This is a genomic window from Streptomyces colonosanans, assembly GCF_001866645.1.
GTDB classification, from domain to species: domain Bacteria; phylum Actinomycetota; class Actinomycetes; order Streptomycetales; family Streptomycetaceae; genus Streptomyces; species Streptomyces colonosanans.
The window spans coordinates 69,972-92,784 of record NZ_MLYP01000045.1 but is presented as its reverse complement, the minus strand read 5'-3'; the positions used below and the strand labels follow the sequence as shown (position 1 = coordinate 92,784).

The window sequence follows — 22,813 nt, the reverse complement described above, 5'->3', positions numbered from 1 at the left end:
CCGCACCGTGGGACCGTTGGACAGTCTGCATGTCGCGGACCGCAGTGAGGGAGACGGCGCCCGGGCGCGTCCACCCCGGGACATCCGATCCATCCACATCGACGACCCGCGAAGTGCAGGTTCCCGGCTGCCTCATTGGTCAGCTCGGCGAGCCGTACAGGATCACCTCCGCGATGCCCGCGACCGTCTGCCCGCCGCCGCCGACGACGTCGGTGATGTTGATGCGGAGGTAACGTGCACCTGCGGCGGTGAAGGTCTCCGGCAGCGTGTATTGGCCGCCGCGGGTCAGCCCGGGAATCACGGTTGTCCATGAGTTCCCGTCCGCGGAGACTTGCAGGTTGTACGTGTACCAACTGCTGTCTTTGCCCCAGTGGATGCGAGCGCCGACCAGGTTGTGGGCAGCCGACAGCCGCACCGTCAGCGTCTGCGGAAGCGTTGCCGACGCGGCGACCCATCCCGTGCCGAAGGTGATGTCGTCGTCGAACGCCTTGGCGGGTTCGAAGCCGCTCGCGTAACTGGAGGCGCTCACCTCGCCGATCTGACCGCGGGGAATCTTTGGACCAGGGTCATTCGGTTGGCCCCCGCCCGTGCCGCCTGGCGGAACGACGCGGAGCTCGCGGATGCTCGGCCACCACCATCCGCCGCCCGAAAGCACGTTCACCCGCACATACCGCGCCTTAGTCGACACCTTGTGGTTGACCGTGCCACGTTTGGTGGTGTTCGACTCCTCGTTGACCACCTTGGTCCAGTTCGTCTCGTCATCCGACGTGAGGATGGCATACGTGTAGGTTGCCTGGTCGGTCTCCCAGACGATCTGGAACTCCGCAATGTCCGACGGCTGGCCGAGATCAACCTGCCACCATGCGGGGATGTTACCGCTCGCGACCCACTTGGAATCCAGGTCGTCATCGACGGCGTTGCCGGGGTTGTTGCCTTCTTGGAAGCTCGATGCTGTGGTCGGCTGGTTCAATGCGAGGTTCAGCGCGCCTTGGGGCTCCAGCGTCGAGATGTCCTTCCACTCGGGATGCTGGCCGTCGGGCACGTATCTGCCGGAATAGGGGCTTGTCACCACCGTGTAGCTGTCCGACTCCAGTCCGTCGGCCGTCGCGGTGATCGTGATGTCACCTGGGTTCGTGTCCACCGCGAGCAACGCGTAGCCGATGCCGGCCCGAGCCTTCTGAGTTTGTACCGCGATGCGGGGGATGTCGTGGCCGACGAGGCTGCCGTGTCCAGTCACAGCGAGCTTGATTTCCGCAGTTGACGTCGGGACGACGGTGCCGTTCGCGTCAACGACTTTGATGAACACCGGGATCAGGTCCGAGCCGTCAGCCACCGGCTGAATGCGCGTGAGCGCGCGGGCGTAACGACGAAGCATGTCGGCCACCGCAGCGGGCAGCGGGCTGCCGCGCTTCGCGCCTACCTTCTTGATCAACGATTCGACCGTGGTGGGTTGCACGTGGTCAGCCAGCGCCTCAGCCGCCTTCACCCCGGCCGGCGACGCGTCCCCCAGACAGTACGCGAGCAGGTCTCGTAGTGCCGACCGGACACCTGCGTCGTCGATATCGATCTGGATATGGTGCGGGGCACCGGGGGTTTTCACGACCTGAGTGGTGGCCAACTTACCGTCAATGTAGCCCTCGGCTCTCAGCTCGCCTGCGACAAACGAGGCGAGTGGGAACATGTAGTACGGATTGCCGCCTTTCGCGGCGACGTGCTTGGCGGTGTCGGCGTTCTGCTCCCGGCTCTTCTCGCCGACCAGGATGCCGTTCTGATACAGCTTCACGTGGTCGGTGTTGCTGAAAACCATTATGTCCCGGCTGGATGCTGCCGTATAACTGCTGGCGATGAATACCATTGGGCCGCCGTGATTGGGGTTCGTCGGCGGCTGCATCCCCTTGAGCCAGTAGTAGCAGTACTTCGGGTAGCGGTCGATGTCCACGACCCCGGATTTTTGATACGGTGAGTTCGTGCCGTAGTCCTCGAACACCCAAAGGAAGTAGCCACCGATTCGGGGGTTGGCGTCCAGTCCGCCCCAGTCCCAATACCCGGGACCGTTGAGGTACCGCTGCCTGGTCACCACCTGCCGGACGAGTGCACTCTCTCCGTTCTCGCGACCCACCTGGCAGGGGCTCTCCCAGTCGCCCCATTCCCGAGTGAAGAACGGCTTGGCCAGATCGGGGTCCGAGCCGTCCGGGTTGACAACCTTGTAGTTCACGTCATAGTACTCCTTTCCCCACAAACCATAGTCGGCTGCGGTGAACATCTGGTCGTTGGGCATTTCCGCGTGGGCAAGCGCGGTGACTTTCTTTGACCACCATTCTGGGTAATGCGTCTCGTTCAGCGAGGTTTCCCACAGAATCATCGACGGACGGTTGCGGTCCCTGCGGATCATCTGCGCGGCGTCCCGGTAGGTTCGATCGACGAACGTCTGGTCGTCGCTCCAGAATTGCCAGCCCGGTGCGCACGCGACAACGAGCAACCCGAGTTCGTCGGCGGCGTCGAGAAACGCCGGATCGTGCGGATAATGCGCGGCACGTACCGCATTGAAACCGCCCATCTTCAGCCTGAGCGCCTCGCGCCATTTCATCGAGGCCGGTGCGGCGTCGCCAATGTAGGCGTAGTTTTGGTGGATGTTCGCCCCGCGCAGATAGATGCGCTCGCCGTTGATATAGAAACCGTCCGCTCGGTATTCGATGCGGCGAATCCCGATTCGCGTGGTGCACGTATCCATCAACTGGTCCTTATGGAAGACCTCGCTGACGAGCTTGTACAGGTGCGGGCTGTCCGGGTGCCACAGGTCGGGTCGGATCACGGTCAGGCTCTGCTGGAAGTCGTGATCGGCGCCGCGCGCAATCCTCGCGGTCCGGCTCTCTCTGGCGACGATCTTTCCATGCGGATCGTAGATCGTCGACTGCAGCCTTGTGACGGCAGATGAATCGGTGGCGTTCACCACGCTGGTCTTGACTTGGACGACAGCCTGCGCGGCATCGGCCTGCGGGTACGTGACAAACACCCCGCCGCTAGCGACGCGGTCGGCCTCCAGAGGATCCGGGATGTAGATGCGACCGGTCAGCTGCACCGTGACGTCGCGGTAGATGCCGCCGTAGGTCAGGAAACCGAGCTGTTCGCGGGGTTTACCAGGGGGCGTCTGCAGATCGTCGAGATTCGAAACCCGCACGGCGAGGAGATTGTCGCGATCCCAATGGAGCTTGTCGGTGACGTCGACGGAGAAGCCGAGATAGCCGCCGTGGTGCTCGACGAGCATTTCACCGTTAAGGTAGATTTCGCAATTTGTTTGGACGCCGTCGAATCGGACCGTCACCCGACGGTCTGCGTCGGCGGGGTCCACGCGAAAGTACCGGCGGTACCAGCCGATGCCGGCGAAGACGTTGTAGGCAATTGGCTCCTTGCGTTCCAGCCGCATGGTGTGCGGAATCGACACGCCCGCCCACTCGGAATCATCGAAGGACAGCTCCTGCGCGCCCAGGGCATCGTCGCGCCAGAATGCCCAGTCTGTGTCGAGGTTGAGGGTGCGCCGCCCTGTTGCCGCGCTTGCTTCTCCACGCGATGCGGCACTCGCCAGCCCGCCGGGTACCAGCATCGCGCCAGCACCAGCGAGGCCCGCTATGAGTACATTGCGGCGGCTGGGTTCGCCTGTGTTCCCACCCATCGGAAGTGACCTCTTTCGTTTCGGAAGGCGCGTCATCCGCGACCTCATTCGGTAGTCGATCCAGTTGCAGTGGTTGTTTTGTTGGCTCTATACAGTGGCGGCGGCTGGGCCATGCGTCGGCCGGTTTGTCCCGCATGATCGCGGGTGGACCTTCGCGTGTCGCTGTGGCCCCGCACCATCGGTGAGCGGCGGGCCGCGATGGGCGACGCCATTCGGTTGGGGTGAAGGCCCGGCAGGGCGGGCTTGATGCCTGCGCCCTGCCGGGATGGGGTGGGCCGTCAGTTGGCCAGGCGGACGTTGATCTCGGCAGCCGTGGTCCACGGGTTGCCGTGTACTTCGCCGAGCGCGCGCAGCCGGATGTAGTGCGCGGAGACCGGGGTGAAGCAGGCCTGCTGTTCCGCGGAGGTGTTGGTCCAGGTTCCGGTGGCGACCGGGTTGCCCCAGTTGACGCCATCCTTGCTGGTGTAGACCTCGTAGTTGGCGATGCGACCGTTGGCACTGTCCTGGCGTGGCAGGTAGTACAGGCAGGACACCACGTTGTCGCCGCCGAGATTGAGCTGGATCTCGTGCGGCATCGGTGCGGAGGTGCCGGACCACCGGGTGTGCCAGAAGGTGCCCGGGTCGCCGTCGAGGACGTTGGTGGCCGGGGCGTTCTCGCCGACGGTCTCCTGGCTGTCCGCGTAGGCCACCGACATCTTCGACTGCGGGAGGAAGACCGGCGGGGGCGGGATGACGATCCGCTCGTCGGAGACGGTCTGCGATCGGCCGCGCTGGACGAACTGCACGGTTGCGGTGAGCGGGTTCACCTTGCCGGGCGCGGCCGGCGCGGTGACGTCCCAGGTGAAGGTGGCCGACGTCCCGCCGTGGACCCGCACGGGGACGGCCGCTGCGGGGCGCGGACTGACGGTCCAGCCGTCGGGTGCCGCGAGCGCGGCGGTCACCTCTGTGGCCGGGGGCTCGTCGGCAGGCACGCTGACCGTCGCGGTCGCGGTGAAGGACTGGCCGGCCTCGACCGTTCCGGGCACCTGGAGGGCGACCGACGGCTGCTGCGGGGAAGGCATGGTGTAACGCGCCTTGTCGTAGCGGGGGTTGTCGTTCTGTGCGACCTTCAGGGAGGACGCGTAGCTGCCGTACTTGGTGAGTTCGACCTTGCCGAGGCCGCCGGTGTTTCCGTCGAGGTTCCACACGGCGATGGCGATCCGGTTGTTCCCATTCGGGTTGAGCACGCCGTTCGGGACCGGGAAACTGTGCTGCGGACCGAGGTAGTTGACGTAGTTGCCCATGTGCCAGCCGTTGACGTAGATCTCCGCGCGGTACTTGCGGGAAGGGTCGTCGGTGATGGTGAGGCCGAGCGAGGTGTCCTGTCCCTCGGGCAGGTCCAGGCTCACGTCGGTGGCGTACCAGGAAACGCCGGGGGTGGTGTCGGTGGCGGGCAGGGTGGCCGGGGTCCAGTCGTCGGTCGGGTAGCCGGGCAGCATCCAGCCGGCGCGCTCGCCGTACAGGCCGCCGGTTGCCAGCGGGCCGCGCACGGTGTCGACCGGGGTCTCCCCGCCGCGTACGCCCTGCAGCCGCCAGGTGATGGGGTGTGTGCCCGGGTCCCCCACCAGGGTGGCGCGGGTCAGACCGCGAACGGTGCCGGCGTCGGACCGTCCCCAGTTCTCGTCATGGCCCATGTTCACGGTGAGGACGGAGACGACGTTGTCGCCGCCGGTCCTGAGGACGCCGGCCGGGAAGCTGTAGGTCTTGTTGCCGTCGGCGGTGGAGCTGCCGAGGAAGGTGCCGTTGAGCCACACGGAGGAGGCTGCCGCCTTGCCGCTGCTCTGGGTGGCCAAGGTGATGCCGGTCGTCTTGTCGTCGCCGGTGAAGCGGCCGCGATACCAGGTCGATCCCGTGTGGAAGCCGTAGTCGTCGGCGAACAGCACCGGAAGGGTGGTCGGAGTGGTGATCTTCGACGTGGTCTTGTCGGCCACCTGCCAGGACGAGTCGTTGAAGCCGGGCTGCGATTCCGGCGACTCCTGGGCGTGCTTCCAGTCGGTGAGCGCGGGCAGGGTGACCTTGGCGGCGGTGGGGAGCGTGCCGGCGAGGTCGCCGTCGTCCGTCAGGCTGGTGTGGACCGGTCGGCCGTTCCAGGTCAGGGAGCCGGCCGTGGACCAGACCTCGACCGAGCCGTCGCTGCCGGTGTCGCCGGTGAGGGCCAGAGTCCCCGCCTTGGACGAGGCGCCGCGCAACAGGTGTGTGCCGCGGACCAGGACCGGGCCTGCGGCAGTGTCCTGGCGCCAGAAGGTCTTGGCGGTCGCGGTGTCGGCGAGCAGCAGCAGGAGCGGGTGGCCGCCGCCGCTGATCTGGACCCGGGTCAGGCCGGTGTGCCGGTAGTTGAGCCGCAGGTCACCGGTGGCCGCGTCCCAGGTGGACGTCACGGTGCCGCCGGTGGAGGTGACAGTGGGCTTCGTGTCGTAGTGCAGGACCGTTTCGCCGTCCGAGTCGTGGTCGCCGTAGACGACCGCGACGTCCCGCCCGCCGATGGTGGCGTTCGTCATGATCTGCGAGGTGGAGTAGCGCAGCAGATTGTTGCTGCCGAGGTCGTAGTTCGCGACGATGATCGAGGACTCTCGGCCGTTCAGCGTCAGGGACGTGCCGGGCTGCTGCGGAACGGTGTAGGCGCGCGCGCCGAGGTTGATCTTCAGGTGCGCACTGTCGGTGCTGGTCGCCGTGGAGTCGGCGTGCCGCAGTACGTGGAACTGGGTACCGGTGTCGGGGTTGGCCCGAGCGGTGTCGATGATCTTGGTGTTGTCGGTCGGAGCCGTGGGCTGGGCGTCGGTCTTGGTGAGCGGGGCGACGGCCTGCGTGAAGTAGCCGATCAGCTTGTCCTGGTCGTACTTCGGATCGAGCTGGCGCGTCTCACGGATCGCGGCGCCGTAGTCGTAGGACGTGTAGTGGCTCATCATGCCCAGCCAGCCCCAGTTGGTGCCGCCGTAGGCCATGTAGAGGCTCTGCATGGTCGCACCGACCGCGATGTTCTGCTTGTAGAACACGTCGGCGAACTGGTCGTTGATCAGTTGCGCGCACTTGTCGTAGCCGGGGCCGCCCCACCAGTCGAACGCGCCGCCCTGGAACTCCGCGGTCACCAGCGGCTTTCCGGGCGGGCGGTCGTGACTGATGTCCGGGACGCCCTGCCAGCGCGATGGATTGGAGCAGTCGAAGCCCAGAGGGTAGGAATCGACCGCGTCCACGTCCAAAGCACCCGTGCCGGAGTTGAACGTGCCGTCGTTGTTGCCGACCAGCGGCACGCTGATGCCGTCCGCCCTGGCCTTGTCCTCCAAGTGCTTCATGTACGCCCGGGCGTCCGGGCTGCTGTCGTAGAACTCGTTCTCGACCTGGTACTGAATCACCGTGCCGGTGCCGTTGGTGAGCTGGTGACGGGCGAGGATGCGGTCGATCTGCGTCTGCCACTCGTCGGAGTACTTCAACCACCCCGGGTCGGTGGTCCGGGTCTCGCTGACCTGGTTGTGCAGCCAGGCGGGGAATCCTCCGCCGTCCACTTCGGCGTTGATGTACGGGCCGGGACGGGCGATCACGTAGATGCCGAGCTGGTTCGCCATGTCCAGCAGCTTGTCCACGTCACGCACACCCTTGAAGTCGTAGACCCCGGGCGCGGGCGAGTGGTAACCCCAGTCGAAGTACATCGACACCGCGTTGAAGCCGGCCGCCTTCATCTTCTGCAGCACGTCGAGCCACTGGTCCTGGCTGGGCAGCCGGAAGTAATGGAACTCACCGGCCCACAGGTAGGTCCGCTTGCCGTCGATCAGATACGAGTAACCGTCGTATGTCACTGAATGCGCCGTACCCGCCGGGCTCACGAACTGACGGGCCTGCGCCGCCACTGGCCGCGACGCCGCCGTCGCACCGCCGGGCACGCCCAGGCCCAGGCCGCTGAGCAGAGCGACGACCGTACCGGTCGCCAGGCAGCCGTGCAGGAGCCGGCGTCTTACGCCTCTCAATCTCACAGGAACCTCCACTAGATGGATCACAGCACTGAAGCGCTCCCGCTTCCGTGCCGCGGAATCAGGAGTGATCAGAGTTCGTCGATGCGTCACTCCGGGAAGCGCGACGCAATATGGGGCAAGACCGGCGAGCGTCGAAGAGGGGTACGTGTCATGTCTTCGAGGCTGGGTACCCGCGAGCGCCGAACCTTCGTGCGCCGGAACGATCCTCGGCCGTCCGGCAGACGCCGTCCGGCGGAGTCCCGGCCCCGCAAGGGTCAGCGGGCCGTCGGTTCGACGGACGGAGGGTGGGGACCGTTGACCGCGATCGACGTGTCCGGCAACGCGGTCGCGGTCGCCCCCGCTCGGGCCGGGACCAGCAGGACCGCCGCAGCAACCATGATCATGGTCATGACAGCCATGATGACCACGGAGCGGTCCCCGCTGTCCGTCCACCGTCTTTTTCTGCTCGGGCGCATGGGCAGCCTCCTAGAAGACGACGTCCTCATCAGCTTGATGACGATCGGTCAGGTGGTGTGATGCGAGCGGGCCGGATGGGAACAAACCAGAAGCAACGAAATCGATCAGATTCACTCAGACGGCCTGACGGTAAGCAGCCCGCTGCAATGCGTCAAGGTTCCGCGCGGGTAACTTGACGCATTGCGGTGATCGTTGTGGGGCGACACCGATCAGTTTCACGCATCGCATGGGTGAGCCTTGGACGGCCAGAGTCAGAGGGTTCGGACACACTGCGGTGCGCGTGAGGGCAAGGCCGCAGACGCTGGTCACAGCAGTGATTGAGTCGGCACGGGGCGCGGCATCGGCATTGCTGCCGGTCCGTTTCCCCGTGCCGCTCGCCGAACCCGGCGTGCGCCTCTCGACGCACCGGGCTCCCCGCTCGTGCCAGATGCGTGCCAGATCTGGCGGGGAACCACGGGGAAGAGCGGGGAAGAGGCCAACCGGCCAGTCGGTCCCCGTAGCCACCCCGCCCCAGGTCAGCCCGGCAACCGCTCGTACCCGGAGTTCGGCTACCGCTTCCTGGCTGGTGAGGCCCGCAACTCGGGGTCGGACTCCCCCTCCCACCCCAAAGACGAACGCGCCTGGACCACAGCGCTTACTCATGCACGCCAGAACGCACTCATACGCTCTCACGCGGCAGCAGTTCACAACCCCGCCCCTCAGTTCCGCCCCGACGCCTTCACTGCTTGGAACGAGGCCCTGGAGTACCCGTGAGCCAAGGGCGAGCCCTGTGCAATCCGTCGAAGGGGTGACAAGGACCCCATCGAACGAGTTTGGATTCCGGACACCCGCAGCCCGCACGCCCGACCAAAGAGAAAGGAACATGCGTTCGCAGATCGCTCCCGAAAGGCCCGTAACAGATGCGATTCCAGCGCGTTTTTAGAGCACCAGTGCCACTTCGCCGCCCAGATGGAGGACGCCATGCATCCCGCTCCTGTGCACCAGCCCCCTGGATTCGAACGGCAGCTCAGCGCGATGAAGCGCAGCGTTGACGGCTCCAACTGCTCGGCACGACCGGATACGGGGTGGGCAGCATGAGCGAGCCCACCGATGCGCCGGACAATGGCGTCCCGGGGCCACGCACCACCCCGCCGCCACTCCCGTCCGCAACGGTGTCCTCCGGACCGCAGGACGGATCAGACGTACCCCCGAAAGCGACGGAGGCGACCGCTCCCGAGGCGCAGATGCGGTACGTGGACCTGACGGGCAGTCGTGAAGCGGCCGGCCGCTCGATCCGGATGCGCGACATGGCCAGGCGCCTCCCGCAGTTGGTGCGCAGGTCGCTGGCTCTGGCCTGGCGGGTCGACCGGGCGGCGACCGTCGGCCTCCTGGTGTGCCAGGCGGTCGCGGGCGTGATGCAGGCGCTGGGCCTGGTCGCGATCAGCGGCACCCTGACCGCGCTCCTGACCAGCGGGGACGTTTACCACCGGCTCTTGCAGGCGTGGCCGTCCGTGGCCCTGCTGGCCGGCGCGTCCGGGGTGCGAGCGCTCCTGGGGATCGTCGTCAGCTGGCTCTCCTCGCGGCTGGGTCCGCTGATGTCGCGGGAGGCCGAGTTGATGCTGCTCACCGGGTGCGCCGAGGTGGAGCTGTGTGCCTACGACGAGCCCGACTTCAATCGCGATCGTGAGGCTGCAGACCGCGGAGCGCAGGTCACCGGGGACCTGATCGACGAGGGGCAGGACCTGATCGCCTCGTCGGCCTCTTTCCTCGCCGGGGCCGTTGTGCTGGCGGGCGTGCACTGGGTACTCCTTCCGCTCCTGGTGGCGGCCAGCCTGCCGCAGGCGCTGGCCCAGGTCAGCGCCGCACGGGTGCGCTACCTGGCGAACCTGCGCAGCAACGGCGACAACCGGATGCTGTCGGTGCTGCGCTGGCACATCTACACCAAGGAGGCCGCCGACCAGATCCGTGCCGGCACCATGGCGGCGTTCCTGTCCGGCCGGTATCGGCAGACGGTCGCCCGGATCAACCGTGAGGACCGGGCCGCGGCCGACAAGGGGGCCCGTATGTCCCTGGTCGGCGCGCTGTGCGGAGGCTTGGGGTCCGCGGTTGTGTGGGCGGCGGTCGTGTGGCTGCTGGCAACCAGTCGTATCAGCGTCGGGCACGCCGGGACGGCCGTCTTCGCGTTGCAGACGGTAGGGCAGTCGGTCCGCGGTCTGGTGGCCGTCGGGGCGCGAGCCGTGCGCACCGGCCTGTACATGGACGACTGGAGCGGATTCCTGGACAAGGCCGGCGGATTCCGCATGCGGCGGGGCACGCACCGGCCCGAGCCGCCGACGACGATCGAGATCAAGTCGGTCTCCCATCGCTACGCGGGCAAGGACCGCAATGCGCTGACCAATGTCTCCCTCACACTGCGCCGTGGTGAGGTCACCGCCCTGGTCGGCTTCAACGGCTCGGGGAAGTCGACGCTGTCGAAGCTGGTCAGCGGCCTCTACCTGCCCACTGACGGGCTGGTGCTGTGGGACGGCACCCCTACCAGCGACGCCGACCCGCAGGCACTGTGGCAGCAGGTGGCCCTGGTGCCACAGGAGTACGCACACTGGCCCCTGACCGTGCGCGAGAACATCACCCTCGGACAGCCCTCGCCTCGCGGCGATGTGGCGGTGCGTGAGGCGTGCGAGGCCGCGGGAGCCGACGAGGTCATCGAAAAGCTCGGCGCTGGTCTGGATACGCTCCTCGCCCGCGAGTGGCTCAACGGGGAGGAGTTGAGCGGTGGCCAGTGGCAACGCATCGCTCTGGGGCGGGCGTTCTTCCGCGAGGCGGGGCTGCTGGTCCTCGACGAACCGACCGCCAACCTGGACCCCCGAGCCGAATACCGGATCTTCCAGCGGCTGCGGGACCTGGCACGAGACCGGGTGGTGCTGCTGGTGACCCACCGCATCACCAACGTCGCCGTGGCCGACCGGATCGTGGTCCTCGACGAGGGACGAGTCGTGCAGCAAGGCACCTACCAAGAACTCGCGGCGCAGGAAGGCTTGTTCCAGCAGCTGCTGTCCTACCAGGTCACCTCCGATACAGCCCAGACCGACGGCGAGCAGCACGAGACCCCTGCTCAACGCCCTCGCTCCGCTTCGCGACTCCCGAGGTGATGACGTGCCACCCACCCGCACCCACATCCGCAGCACCGTCGAGGCGTATCTCGCCCGACATCCGCATGAGCGGACTGCCCTGGCCGGACTGTCGGCCGTCCTGGACGGCCCCGGCGACCCGTGCAGCCGTACGGCGCTCCCCGGCCACGTCACGTGCAGCGCGGTTGTCATCGACCGCGACCGGCGCGTGCTGCACCTCGGCCACAAGGCGACCGGGCTGCTGCTCGCACCCGGCGGCCACGTCGAGGCATCTGACCGCACCCTCCTGGCAGCGGCCCTGCGGGAACTGCACGAGGAAGCCGGGATCCAGCCCGTATCCCTGTGCCCGACCCCGCAGTTCCTCAGTGCTCCGATCGACATCGACGTCCACGACATCGACGCCAACCCGGCCAAAGGTGAGCCCACTCACCAGCACTACGACTTCCGCTTCGCGTTCTACCTCGCAGCCGACCAGCCGCCGGCGATCGCGCTGCAGGACGAGGAGGTCGCCGGTGCCGAATGGCGCCCGTTCGCCGACGTCAGCTCCCCGACACTGCGCGCCAAGCTGCTGGAGGCCGGCCTCGACGGGCGGCCCGAGCCGGTAAATGCCTCAGTGCTGATCCACGACGACGCGGGCCGCTACCTCCTCCACCTTCGCGACAACCACCCGGACATCTGGGAGCCGGGCACCTTCGCACTGCTCGGCGGCGGCCGCAAGCCGGGAGATCCATCGCTGGAAGCCACGATCCGCCGCGAACTGGCCGAGGGAGTACCCGGTCTGCACCTGCCGGACCTGACACCCTTCACCGTGGAAGAAGCCACCAACGTCGACGGCCTGTGCGTGCCGATCCAGACATTCTCCGGCCGCTGGAACGGCAGCCCCGACACCCTGCAGTTGAACGAGGGTGTACTGCTGCACTGGTTCCCACTGGAGATGCTGCACCGGCTGCGGCTCCCCCCGTCGACGGCCGACCTCCTGCACCGGCACGCCACGCAGCACCCCCCGCAGGCCGAGGCACCGCAGAGCCCGGCCGCAGGCGGGACGGTGCGCAATGTGATCGGCGTCCATCTGTATCTGGAGGACGACGAGGGCCGGATCCTTCTCGGGCTGCGTCACCCGGACTCCGCCTACGCCGGCCGTACGTGGCACTTCCTGGCAGGCCACTGCGAACGGGAATCCGCCGTCCAGTGCCTGGTGCGGGAGGCCCTCGAGGAGGCGGGCCTGGTCATCGGTCCGGCCGACGTGGAGCACGCGCACACCGTGCACCTCCGCGACAACGCCGGTGCTGAGCCCCGCATGCAAATCGTCTTCCGGGTGCGCCGATGGAAGGGCACCCCGGAGGTACGCGAGTCCGACAAGTGCCTCGGCTGGAAGTGGTGGAGTCCAAAGGCGCTGCCTCAGACGATCGTCCCGTACGCGCGGTGGGCCATCGAGCAAGTGCTGGCCGGCCAGCCCTACTCCGAAATGGGCTGGTGAGCAGTGACGCACTTGGGTACGAACTCAGCCCTGCCCACCCCGAAGACCAAGACACAGGCAGGGCAGGACGAAGCCATCGCGTCGCATCCGGGCACCGCGGTGGATCCGGCGGCCGCGCGGGCGGCGATGGTCGCCCGGCTGGAGAGGGAAGTGGCGCTGGCCCCCGGCCCTGTCCGCGACGCCTTGCTGGCGCTGCCTCGCGAGGTGCTGATCCCGCAGGCGTACGTCCGGCGCTCGGCGCCCGACGAGACGCCGCGTCGCTGGGATCTGCTGGACTGGTCGAAGCCCGGCGACAGGGACGAGCTGCTGCGCCTGCTGTACAGCGGGGAAAGCGTTCCGATCCAGCATGATGGCGAGCCAATCCTCAGCCGTATCCCCGGGCCACGGTCGGGCGGCGCGATCACTGCCATGTCCAGTGTCGCGGGTATGACTGCGGATCTGCTGCACCAGCTGGGCCTTGGACGGGGGCAGCGGGTGCTGGACGTCGGCACCGGCGCGGGCGTGACGGCGTCGGTGGCGTGCTTCGTGTGCGGCCATGACGGCGTCGTCACCGTCGATATCGACCGGCATGTCAGCGAGGCCGCGCGGGCACGGCTGGCCGCGCTCGGCTACCGGCCCGTCGTGGCGACCGGGGACGGCACGGCAGGATGGCCCGCCCAAGTGCCCTACGACCGGATCTTCATCTCCTTCGCTGTGCCCCGAGTCCCGCCGGCCCTGATGAGCCAACTCGCGCCAAACGGACGGGCGTTGATGACGCTGGGCACCTCCTCGCCGTCCTGGCCGGGCCTGGCCGTGGTCACCAGGTCCGAGTCGGGGGTGGTGGAGGGGGAGCTGATCGCGGTGGAGTTCGGGCATCGCGGCGGCTGGGGTTTCGACCGGCTGTTCCTGTCCCGTGAGTTCCGCGATCAGATCACCACCTCGCCGGGCGACTGGACCCGGCGCAGTCGGCTGGAGCCCCCGGCGGACACCGCGCGCGGTATGTGGCTGGCCCTGGACCACTTCTTCCCTGGGCTCGTCCGCCACTTCGGCGCCGACCACCTGACGATCGGCGCGCCGGAGTGTGGCTCGTGGATGCGGGTGTGCCCGGCCGACTCCGGCCGCTGGGACGTCACCGGCGCCGGGCCGCGCGACGTCTGGGCGGAGCTCCAGGATGTCGCCGGCCGCTGGCAGGCAGCCGGATCACCTCACACCTACCGGCTTGAGATCGACGCCGACGGCACCCAGCGGGTGACCACCTCCTGCGGCGCCCTGTCCTGGCCAATCCCCGCCCCCTGTCGTGACCACGGAGACATACGGTGACCTACCCCAACGAACCGTTTCCCGACCTGGCGCGGCCTATACGATGCCTGCGCCCGGCCCGCCGCACGGGCGGCGCTCCCCCGCCCGACGTAAGGACCCCGCTCACCTTCGACCAAGTCGCGTGGATAATCACCCTGGCCCGCGACCTGATTCGGCCGGGGGACATCGTCCTGGTCAAGGGCTCCCACAGCGTCGGGCTGCAACACACGGCCATGTGCCTGGCCCAGCCCGACACCGCGTTCGGCGACCGCTAGGCGAAAGTCAAGGGCCGGGCTGCGGGCGACAGGACCAGCGCACCCAGACCGGCCACCTTGCCCACGCCCATCGTCAAGGCCACGCCATCCGGCCCGACGTGGGGCTCGCGGCCGCTGCGAGGTCAGCCGGAAGAGGGATGGGGTCCCTCGGACCGCAGCTGCGGGTCCGTCACCCCGCCCGGGCACGCGAGGGGGTCGATCGGCCATCCCGCGCACCGGGCACCGGCCTGGTACGCGCTTTCGTAGAAGGCGAGCACGGCGGCACGCGGATCGGGCTCGGTGCGGACTTCGTCGTACGGCAGTACTGCCAGGTGGCTGTCGTTCCGGGCGACCCAGTGTGCCGCCGCGGGCCGGAGCGGCTCCTCGGCCAGGTGCGCCGGCTCGGGAGCGGTGTAGGAGTAGAAGGCGGGTGCGGGAAAGGTGTCGTCGCCGAACCAGAAGCCGAAGCTGGCCACCTCTCGGGAGTACGCCTCCCGGGTGACCGGGTCGATCTGCTGGGACTGCTCGATGTGACGTTCGGAGAACCGGGTGTGGGCGATGTCGAAGGTGTGCCAGAAGTGGTGCACCGGGCTCACCTTCCCCGAGTACCCTGCGGCGAATTCCTCCAGTACGGACGCCACCTGGCTGAGGACCCGCCAGTAGCGGTTTGCCTGCGAGGGATCGTAGGTCGCGTGCTCGGTGTCCTCGGCGAACGGCCGGGCGGAGTCGGGCAGGTCGAAGGGCTTGGGTACGTCGAGCCGCACCCGGATGTCCAGCGCGGCCAGCGAGTCCATGACGGCGTCGTGGAAGGACGCCACGGACTGGCCGATGAGCGGTAGCGAGATCTCCCGGCCGTCCAGAGTCGAAACAACCAGCTGATGTGCGACGAAGTCGAAGTCCATCGTGAACATCGGGTTGCCGTCGACCAGCCCCATCGGGCGAGTGGTGGTGCCGCGCCCCGTGAGGTGGAACGGGACATTCCACCAGTGGTTGCGCCGGGCGCTGGCGGCGAGACGGACCTTTCCAATGGTCTGCGCGAAGCGATGGAGCGTCTCTTTGGTGTCGCGCCACTCGGCGAGCGGGATCGGCGGGAAAAGCTCCATGATCATCACCCTTTTCTCTGACCTGGCTGAACGGACCCGCACCGTCCAGTAATCCCGGCACGTCCCGCCCCGTTGTCGGGGTCGCTTGCCGCCCTCCCCCGGATCGGGCTGCCCCAGCTTCACCAGACCGTTGCGACGGCCTGGCGGACGAGTGCGTACGTCCCAAGGCATCGCTCGGGGCCATGGCGAGGCTCGCACCGTCCTTCCAGCAGGAGAACAGTACGGTGACCGCAGGCAACTCGCTCGCCATGACACGGTGCCGGCGGCGACGGCGCTGTGGATGGCGCCCAGGGCACGGGCGACGTCGAGCAGCCGGTACGCCTGCGCACGGCTGATGCCGAACTCCGCGTCGCAGTACGCCTCCCTCGAGCCGTAGCCGAGCGGGAGCCGCACCCGGGCGCCGTGCGCGTCACCGACCCGGGCGGCGAGAACGGCGACCATGCGCCGGACATCGTCCATGACCTCCCGCAGTCCATCCGTCACCGCGCGGGCGTGCGCGGTGGTCGGTGGCCGCGGCACCGGTTCGGCGACATCGTCCTGGTCCTGATCGCGCTCGCCCACCTGTCCATCGTGCGCCGGCCCGGCGGCCCGCACCAGGGTGCGCGGAAGCACCGAGCGCGCCCCCTCACGGGCTCACAGCTTGTGACTGAGCATGTGATTCAGCGAGTTGAACACGGGGCGGGCAGCGCGTACAGCGGTACAAGATCGGTCAGTCCGCAGGCGTGGGATCACTCCGGGCCCTGCCTCAGCTTACTGTTGCTGCCTCAGCAGGTGAGGAAACAAAGTGCCTTGCAGGGGCACGCCCGCGGTCCTGGCGTTCTGCGCTGCGGGGCTCGGCTCGACGCGATGGTGGCCCACCGGGTGGTGTGAGCCGTGAGACATCGTGGCCGTTTGCCCTCTCAGTCCCGGACGGCGGCGTGTGCCGCTCCGATGAGTGCGGCGTCGCCGGCGAGGCCGCTCGCTTTCACCGTGACCGGAGTATGCCCGAGTCCGGCGCACAGTGCGGGGCCGATGAGATCCCAGGAGCCGGCCATGGAGCCACCGATGACGAGAACCGAGGCTCTGAAGGAGCTCAGGCAGGGCCTGAGCACACTGCCGAGAGACGTGAACGCCTCGTCGAGTACGTGCAGGGCCGTCCGCTCGGCCGCTCGCGCACGGCGGGCGATCTCGTGCACGTCCACCGCCGGATCTCCGTAACGGGCCACGATGGCGCGGCGCGAGACGGAGTCCTCGAGCGGGCGGCCGTCGAGCATCATGAGGTCCACCCGGCCCTCCGGCGGAACGCCGGGCCCTTCACGGCATACCTGCCCGTCGCTGAGGAAGGCCGAACCCACACCCGTACCCAAGGTGATGCCGACGGCGCGGTGGTGGCCCTGCGCCGCTCCGGCATGCCACTCGCCGGCCAGGAAAGCATGCGCGTCGTTGAGGAAGACCACTCCGGCCGGGCTGTGTCGCAGGCCGCCCAGCAACGCCGCCCGGACGTCGGTCCCATAGAGGCTGTCGAACTTTCCGACCCCTTCGAACAGGGCGACGCCCTTGCCGTAGTCGAACGGCCCGGGCACAGCGACGCCCCAGACCCGGCCCGGCTCCACCTGCACGGAGTTGGCGCAGCGGATGATGGCGCCGAGGATCTCCTCAGCGCTGCCGTGGGCGTCCAGCGGCCGGCGGACTCGGTCCCGGACCGCTGCCGTGGCCGGGTCCGCCAGGGCAGCGGTGACGTGGGTGCCGCCGATCTCGAGGACGGGCGTCACCATACGAGCGCTTTCACGACCTTGACCGGGCTGCCGGTGGCGCACAGCCGGTACGCGCCGGCCGCCGCCGGTACGGTCAGTGTCTCGCCGTACGACAGCTCATGCCGGTCCCCTGCCGCAGTTTCCACGATGACCCCTTCGCCCTCCACCACATTGAGCACATGGAAGCGTCCGGCCGTGTCGTCCCCGGCGGCGGCGCCCGCGTCGAGCGTGTACCGCCGCACCTCGTAGAACATCTCGTCCAGCGCGCCGAGCAGATCCTCGCGCCAGCCGTCGCCGCAGCGGAGCGTCCGCGGCTCCTGGACGAGCTCGCGGGCGACCGCCTCGCCGCGCCGCTCCGTATCCAGATTGGCGAGTCCGTGCTCGTAGGGCAGCTGCCGCGGATTGCCGTTGGCATCCGGGCGCAGCCAGTCGTAGAAACGGAGGCTGTAGAGGTACGGGGTGGCGCTGATCTCCAGGACCAGGTTGTCGGCGCCGCTGGCGTGCGGGGTGCCCGCCGGAATCATGAACAGCCGGCCCTGCTCGGCCGGGAAGGTCATGACGTGGTCCGTGGGGTCCATCGGGACCCCGGTGGTGGCGGCCTCCTCGACCTCCTTGCGGAACAGGTCGAGGTCGGCGTCCTCGCGTAGGCCGAGGAAGACGCGGGTGTCCGGGCTGCCGATGGTCATGTAGTACGTCTCGTGCTGGGTGTAGTGCCAGCCGAAGCGCTCCCGCATGTACGGCTCCCTCGGGTGGCAGTGCACCGAGAGATTGCCGCCGCCGATGGTGTCGAGGTAGTCGAAGCGAAGGGGGAAGGACGTGCCGAAGCGGGCGTACACCTCCGCGCCCATCACCTCCTCGGGGTGCCGCACGCACATCAGCTGGAAAGGCACTTCAACCTGCGCTTGCGGGCCTTCGCCGATGAGGATGCCCGCCTCAGGGGCGATGAGCTCGTAGCCGAGGGCCGTGTTGCGGGCGCCCGGGTTGAAGCCGAGTTGCTGCCCCCAATGACCGCCCCATGGAGTGGAGTTGAAGAACGGTCGGGTGCGGACCGGGCGGCGAGCCAGGGTGGCGAGCGTGGCGCGCAGACCGTCGCCATCGAGCAGGACCGCATGGTCCGGTTCCTGGACGTCGAGCCAGCCGTCGATGCGGGTGGCGAGAGCATCGCGGTGGCGGTCGAGCATCGGCCAGTCGACGTAGAACAGACGGCGGTGGTCGGCCCGCTCGCTGGGGAGGCCGAGGTTGACACCGGTGCCGGCGGTGACGGCGGCCTCGGCGTAGCGCTTGGGGATGTCGGCGTACCAGAGCACGTCGTGCTCGACCAGCGCCGCACCCGGACCGTACACGATGAGCAGGCCTTCGGAGGGCCGGTCAGGCCGGGGAAGTTCGTCGAAGAGGTCGTCGAGCGGATTCTCGGCGAGCTTGCAGTAGTAGGGATCGTCGGCGTCCTCGGGGCGGACGGTGCGGCGGCGCACCTCGGCAGGCGGTGCGTAGTGTGCGCGCACGTCGAGCAGCCGCACCGCTCGGTGAGCGGCCAGTCGGTCCGTGAGGGACTCCCAGTCCACGGAGGGAGGTCCATCGACGGCGACAACGGCCGGTCCGGTGGGCAGATGCGCGGCTACCGCCTGCCACCCGGCGATCAGGACGGACTCCGGCGCCGGGCTGTATCGAGGGTCGAGCCGGTACACGCGTTCTCCTTTGTGGTGTCGGTTCGTGGTTCAGGGGCGTTCGAACAGCACAGCTGTCGTACCGAGGGCGGGGACGTCGATGGTCACCTCCCCGCCGTCGAGGGGCAGTTCATCGACAGCGCTGCCGAGGTAGTCCGCGCGGTGCGCGGCGACGACGGGGAATCCGACCCGCACGGGGCAGACCACCGGCTCTTCGGCGAAGGACTGCAGGCGCAGCAGCACCCGCCCACCGGGCTCCGGCGTGGTCGCCCCGACCAAGCGGACCCGGGGGTCGCCCAGCTCGGCGAAGGCCAGCGTCTCGGCGGCCGCGTCCGACACCGCTCCCCTGGCCCGTACGGCATGCAGCGGACGGCTCCAGGCCGCAGCAGTGCGAGGGCCGAGGCCGGCGGCGGTCTCGGCCGGGGCGCAGGCGACGCTGTAGCGGAAGGTGAACTCGAAGCCCTGCTCGCTGGGGAAGTTCGTGTCCCAGAGGTTGTTGTGGATCCACGAGAAGACGGTGGCCGGCTCGTCGTGGCCCAGTGTCTTCGGGAACGGCGCATACGGCAGCGCGATGTTGCCGAACTGGACGAGCGGCGCGTCCTGGGTCGACCAGGCGACGGTGAGGCCGTCCTGCTCGACGGTCATCCAGCGCCTCAGGGCGCGCATGTGCCGCGCCGAACCCGGGATGACCGGCAGGCCGGTGCCGGTGGCGCCACCGGAGGCCTCCATGCGGACGACGGGCTCGTCGAAGGCGAAGGGGAAGACGAAGTAGGCGCTCTCCTTCCGGAGGGTGGCGTCCTTGTCGAGGCGGTTCTCGATGTCGAGGCGGGCCACACCACGGGGCAGGGTGAGTGTCGTGCGCAGCCGGTTGGCGCCGGCCGGGCGGGTTTCGTACGTGAGGGTCTCGGCGGTGGGCGTGGAGCGGCGGGCGATCAGGGCCGCGGGCGGGGCGACCGAGCGGTTGCCGAGGTACTCCAGGCGGTCGGATACGGTGGTGCGGCTGGAGTTGTGGTTGAAGGCTCCGGCGGTGGTGTAGGTGTCGTGGATGTAGGCGTTGAAGCCGGCGATGGCGTCGGCGCGGACCAGCTCACGCCCTGTGGCCTTGTCGGTGATGGAGGCGATGCAGGCGCGGGCGAGATCGACGCGTACGGCGAGGTGTTCGTTATCCACCAGCATGGGGTCGGCGAGGGCGTGGGCCTCGGCGGCGCTTTCGGCGAGGTTCTCCTGCTCGGCGCCGCCGGTGGGATTCCAGCCGGTGGAGGCCTTGAGAACGCTTCCCCCCTCCTGCTCGCCGGCGGGCGCGTTGGTCTCGGTGATGTCGAGCCGTACGGACCCGGCCGGCGGCACGTCGTCGACCCGCACGAGCAGGAAGCGTCCCGCGTCCCGGTGGTCGTCGTTGACCTGCGCACGCTCCTCATGGTCGAGGCGGCGGCCGGTGCGGGCGTCGAGGACCGTGACCGGCCGCTCCAGGGGGACGCTGCTCTCGGGCAGAAAGATTCGTACGACGTCGGTACGCGGCCAGGAGCAGGTGTTGAACACGTGGTACGCGGCCACGGCCCCGTCCGGCCGGGCCAGCCGCTGGCCGAGGCGGGCGGTGGCGCGGTTCAGCAGCGACTGCCCGTCGTCGTGGGCGCGCATGGCCTGCCCGTACTTCCAGTGCCACTGGTGCTCGCCGGAGTGTCCGCCTTCATCGCCGTGCGTCCAGGGGTCGCCCGCGCCCCAGGTGTGCTCGTCGAAGAGGGACACCGCCTCATAGACGCTTGCGGCGTCGCGGCTGTCGTCCTCCGCGCCCGGGGCACCCAGGACGCCGGCGAAGGTGCCGATCGTCTGCGCGTCCGCGACCACGGACTGGGCGGTGCGGGCCAGGGACAGGGGGCGGGCCCCGGAGCCGATGCCGTCGGCCCACCAGTCCGTCCAGTCACCCTCGAAGGTGCGAATCCGGTCGCCGAGGCGGGATGCGGCGTCGGTGAAGAAGTCCTCGTTACGCGAGAGGCGCAGCTGCGGGTAGGCCCAGGTCTCGTTCCAGCGGCGCACGGTGTCGGCGATGACGCGGCGCGGCGGTGCGTTGTCCCCGAACTTGCCCTGGACGCGCAGGTGCAGCACATCCCAGGGATACGGCTCGCGTTTGATCTCCTTCTGGTCCATGGCCCAGCCGAAGACGCCGCCGCGGTACGGGTACGGATTGGTCGCGAGCGACGTCAGATATGCGGGCAGCAGGTCGTCCACGCTGTCGTAGTCGGTGTCGAAGCCGAGCAGCGGGCCCTCCATGTAGGCGAGGCCGTGCGGGGTGTCGGTGACCCAGACGAGGAGACTGCTGCCGCTGGGGGCGCGCCAGCGGAAGAGCCGGGGCAGCTTCTCGCCGCCGACCAGGTGCGGCACCGAGCGGCCCGCCCAGTTGTGCGCGACGGAGAGGTACTTCACGCCCGCCGCGCTGAGCGCGTCGACCAGGCCCACGACCGAGCCGGGCACATCCGTCTGCATCGCCGAGGTGAAGTCGACACCGTACTTCTGCTTCACCTGGTGGGCGAGGCGCAGCAGTTCGTGCAGCTCATCCGTCGAGCAGGTCTCGGTGTGCAGGTTGAACGGCAGCGCGGTCAACTCGATGCGGCCCTCGCGCACCCGCCGTACGAACTCCTCGACCTGCTCCGCGGGGCGGGCGTCGGCCCACTGCTGGAAGGACCACAGCGACTCCACGCACCAGCGGAACTGGGACTCGTGCGCCCAGTCGTCGGTGGCCTGGGTCAGCTCCAGGCAGGAGTCGAGGTAGGACAGGTGCTCGGCCAGCACCCGGCCCTGAGGGTCGGTGTAGCCGATGTCGAGGTGCGAGTGGTGCACCAGGTGGATGGTCCACTGGCGCTGCGGGGTGAGGGTCACGTCGATCCCGCTGCCGCCCTCGCCGTCGGGCAGTGACAGGGTGACCCGCTGCGCTGTGTCGACGGCGGGCAGCAGGAGGCGTATGGAGCCGTTCGGCCCGGCGAGCCGCACGGCGGGCAGCGGGCTGCCGGACTCGGCGCATACGGTGAACGCCTCTGGCAGGGCCGAGCCGTTCACCGCGTCGACGCGGAGGGACTGCAGCAGTCCGCCGCCCTCCGCGCGGCGCAGCAGCGGCTCGACGGTGAGCCGCAGGGCGCTGCCGTTCAGGCTGCCCTCCGCGCTCACAGCGCAGCCGCGCAGGCTGTCGCGTATCCGTTCGTTGTCCCAGTCGGTGGTACGGACGAGTGCCCGTGTCGTCATGCGGATCTCTCCCCTATGAGCGTGCGGTTGCGGTGACCCCGCGCAGAAAGAGGCCGCGGAACACCAGGAAGACGAGCAGGGTGGGCAGCGACACGATCAGTGCGCCGGCCAGGATGACGGGTGGGCCCGAGGAGGCGTACGCGTTGCTGAGGGTGCTCAGGGCTGCCATCACCGGCTGGACGTCGGGGCTGCGGCTGAGGGTGATGCCGAGAATCAGGTCGTTCCAGACCGCGGTGAACTGGAAGATGAAGGCGGCGCCCAGGGTGGGGGCCATGAGCGGCACGTGGATGCGCCAGAAGATGCGGAGGAACGAGGCGCCGTCCAGCATGGCCGCCTCGGTGACCTCGGGTGGCATGGTGGTCATCTGGTTGCGGACCAAGAAGAACGCGAACGGAACGGCCCAGGCCACATACACCAACATGAGGCCCAGCCGGGTGTCATAGAGATTTCCGTCCGCGTACATGCCGAAGAGCGGCGCGAGGAACATCTGCAGCGGGAACAGCGTCCCGGAGTAGATGAGCCAGAACCAGAAGGCCGGCTTGGGGATCGGCAGCACGACGACGGCGAACGCGGCCATCGCGGCGACGAGCACGGCCGCGGCGCCGCAGACGACGGCGTACAGCGCGGAGCTGAGGAAACTGTCGCCTATGCCCGCGTCGCTCCACGCCGTCTTGATGTTGTCGAAGATCGCGAAGCCCTGGGGGGTCCAGTCGGGTTCTCCCGTGTAGCCGGTGGCCGGGGTGAGTGCATTGACGATCAGCAGATAGAGCGGGATCAGCCAGAACGCGACACACCCGGCGACGAAGACATTCCGTACCGTGCGTCCCATCGGG

At 68.6% G+C, this 22,813-nt stretch carries 13 protein-coding genes; 5 read left to right on the top strand and 8 right to left on the bottom strand.

Annotated features, from left to right (window positions below):
- Positions 1–139: 139 nt before the first annotated feature.
- The 3 genes from BIV24_RS18030 to BIV24_RS36075 form a co-directional block, all read right to left on the bottom strand.
- The gene (locus tag BIV24_RS18030) at positions 140–3,601 is read right to left on the bottom strand and encodes a discoidin domain-containing protein (protein WP_071367358.1); all 3,462 of its coding nucleotides are present in this window, start codon (positions 3,599–3,601) and stop codon (positions 140–142) included.
- Between the two features lie 347 nt (positions 3,602–3,948).
- On the bottom strand, positions 3,949–7,674 hold the full coding sequence (locus BIV24_RS18025; RefSeq protein ID WP_143064623.1) for a beta-galactosidase: 3,726 nt from the start codon (positions 7,672–7,674) through the stop codon (positions 3,949–3,951).
- Positions 7,675–7,928: 254 nt separating this feature from the next.
- Positions 7,929–8,063 (bottom strand): hypothetical protein, encoded by a 135-nt coding sequence (locus BIV24_RS36075; RefSeq protein WP_281247757.1) that lies wholly within the window; start codon positions 8,061–8,063, stop codon positions 7,929–7,931.
- Between BIV24_RS36075 and BIV24_RS36070 the strand changes: the two genes are divergently transcribed.
- The 5 genes from BIV24_RS36070 (at position 8,062) to BIV24_RS18000 (ending at position 14,267) form a co-directional block, all read left to right on the top strand.
- Positions 8,062–8,190, top strand: coding sequence for a hypothetical protein (locus tag BIV24_RS36070; RefSeq protein WP_281247756.1), 129 nt, complete (start codon positions 8,062–8,064; stop codon positions 8,188–8,190). The two genes, BIV24_RS36075 and BIV24_RS36070, sit on opposite strands and share 2 nt — an antisense overlap.
- Before the next feature lie 1,163 nt (positions 8,191–9,353).
- A complete protein-coding gene (locus BIV24_RS18015; RefSeq protein ID WP_071367355.1) occupies positions 9,354–11,258 on the top strand; it encodes an ABC transporter ATP-binding protein in 1,905 nt (634 codons plus the stop codon).
- Positions 11,259–11,262: 4 nt separating this feature from the next.
- Positions 11,263–12,714 carry an NUDIX domain-containing protein gene (locus tag BIV24_RS18010; protein WP_071367354.1) on the top strand — a complete coding sequence of 484 codons (1,452 nt, stop codon included), beginning with the start codon at positions 11,263–11,265 and terminating at the stop codon, positions 12,712–12,714.
- A 12-nt stretch (positions 12,715–12,726) separates the two neighbouring features.
- Complete coding sequence (locus tag BIV24_RS18005; protein WP_245766858.1) at positions 12,727–14,013, top strand: protein-L-isoaspartate O-methyltransferase family protein; 1,287 nt, start codon at positions 12,727–12,729, stop codon at positions 14,011–14,013.
- Complete coding sequence (locus BIV24_RS18000) at positions 14,010–14,267, top strand: hypothetical protein (RefSeq protein WP_071367353.1); 258 nt, start codon at positions 14,010–14,012, stop codon at positions 14,265–14,267. The genes BIV24_RS18005 and BIV24_RS18000 overlap by 4 nt, the downstream gene beginning before the upstream one ends.
- 122 nt (positions 14,268–14,389) lie before the next feature.
- On the opposite strand, the gene BIV24_RS17995 is transcribed toward BIV24_RS18000, so the two are convergent.
- The 5 genes from BIV24_RS17995 to BIV24_RS17970 all read right to left on the bottom strand — a co-directional run bounded on the left by BIV24_RS17995 (position 14,390) and on the right by BIV24_RS17970 (position 22,809).
- A complete protein-coding gene (locus BIV24_RS17995; protein WP_071367376.1) occupies positions 14,390–15,349 on the bottom strand; it encodes a DUF5996 family protein in 960 nt (319 codons plus the stop codon).
- A gap of 899 nt (positions 15,350–16,248) precedes the next feature.
- Positions 16,249–17,100, bottom strand: a complete 852-nt coding sequence (locus BIV24_RS17985) for an ROK family protein (RefSeq protein ID WP_071367375.1) — start codon at positions 17,098–17,100, stop codon at positions 16,249–16,251.
- A complete protein-coding gene (locus BIV24_RS17980) occupies positions 17,097–18,767 on the bottom strand; it encodes a class I mannose-6-phosphate isomerase (RefSeq protein ID WP_071367351.1) in 1,671 nt (556 codons plus the stop codon). The genes BIV24_RS17985 and BIV24_RS17980 overlap by 4 nt, the downstream gene beginning before the upstream one ends.
- Positions 18,768–18,797: 30 nt before the next feature.
- The gene (locus tag BIV24_RS17975) at positions 18,798–21,980 is read right to left on the bottom strand and encodes a glycoside hydrolase family 38 N-terminal domain-containing protein (protein ID WP_071367350.1); all 3,183 of its coding nucleotides are present in this window, start codon (positions 21,978–21,980) and stop codon (positions 18,798–18,800) included.
- A gap of 13 nt (positions 21,981–21,993) precedes the next feature.
- Entirely contained in the window at positions 21,994–22,809 is an 816-nt protein-coding gene (locus tag BIV24_RS17970) for a carbohydrate ABC transporter permease (protein ID WP_071367349.1), read from the bottom strand.
- Positions 22,810–22,813: the final 4 nt, after the last annotated feature.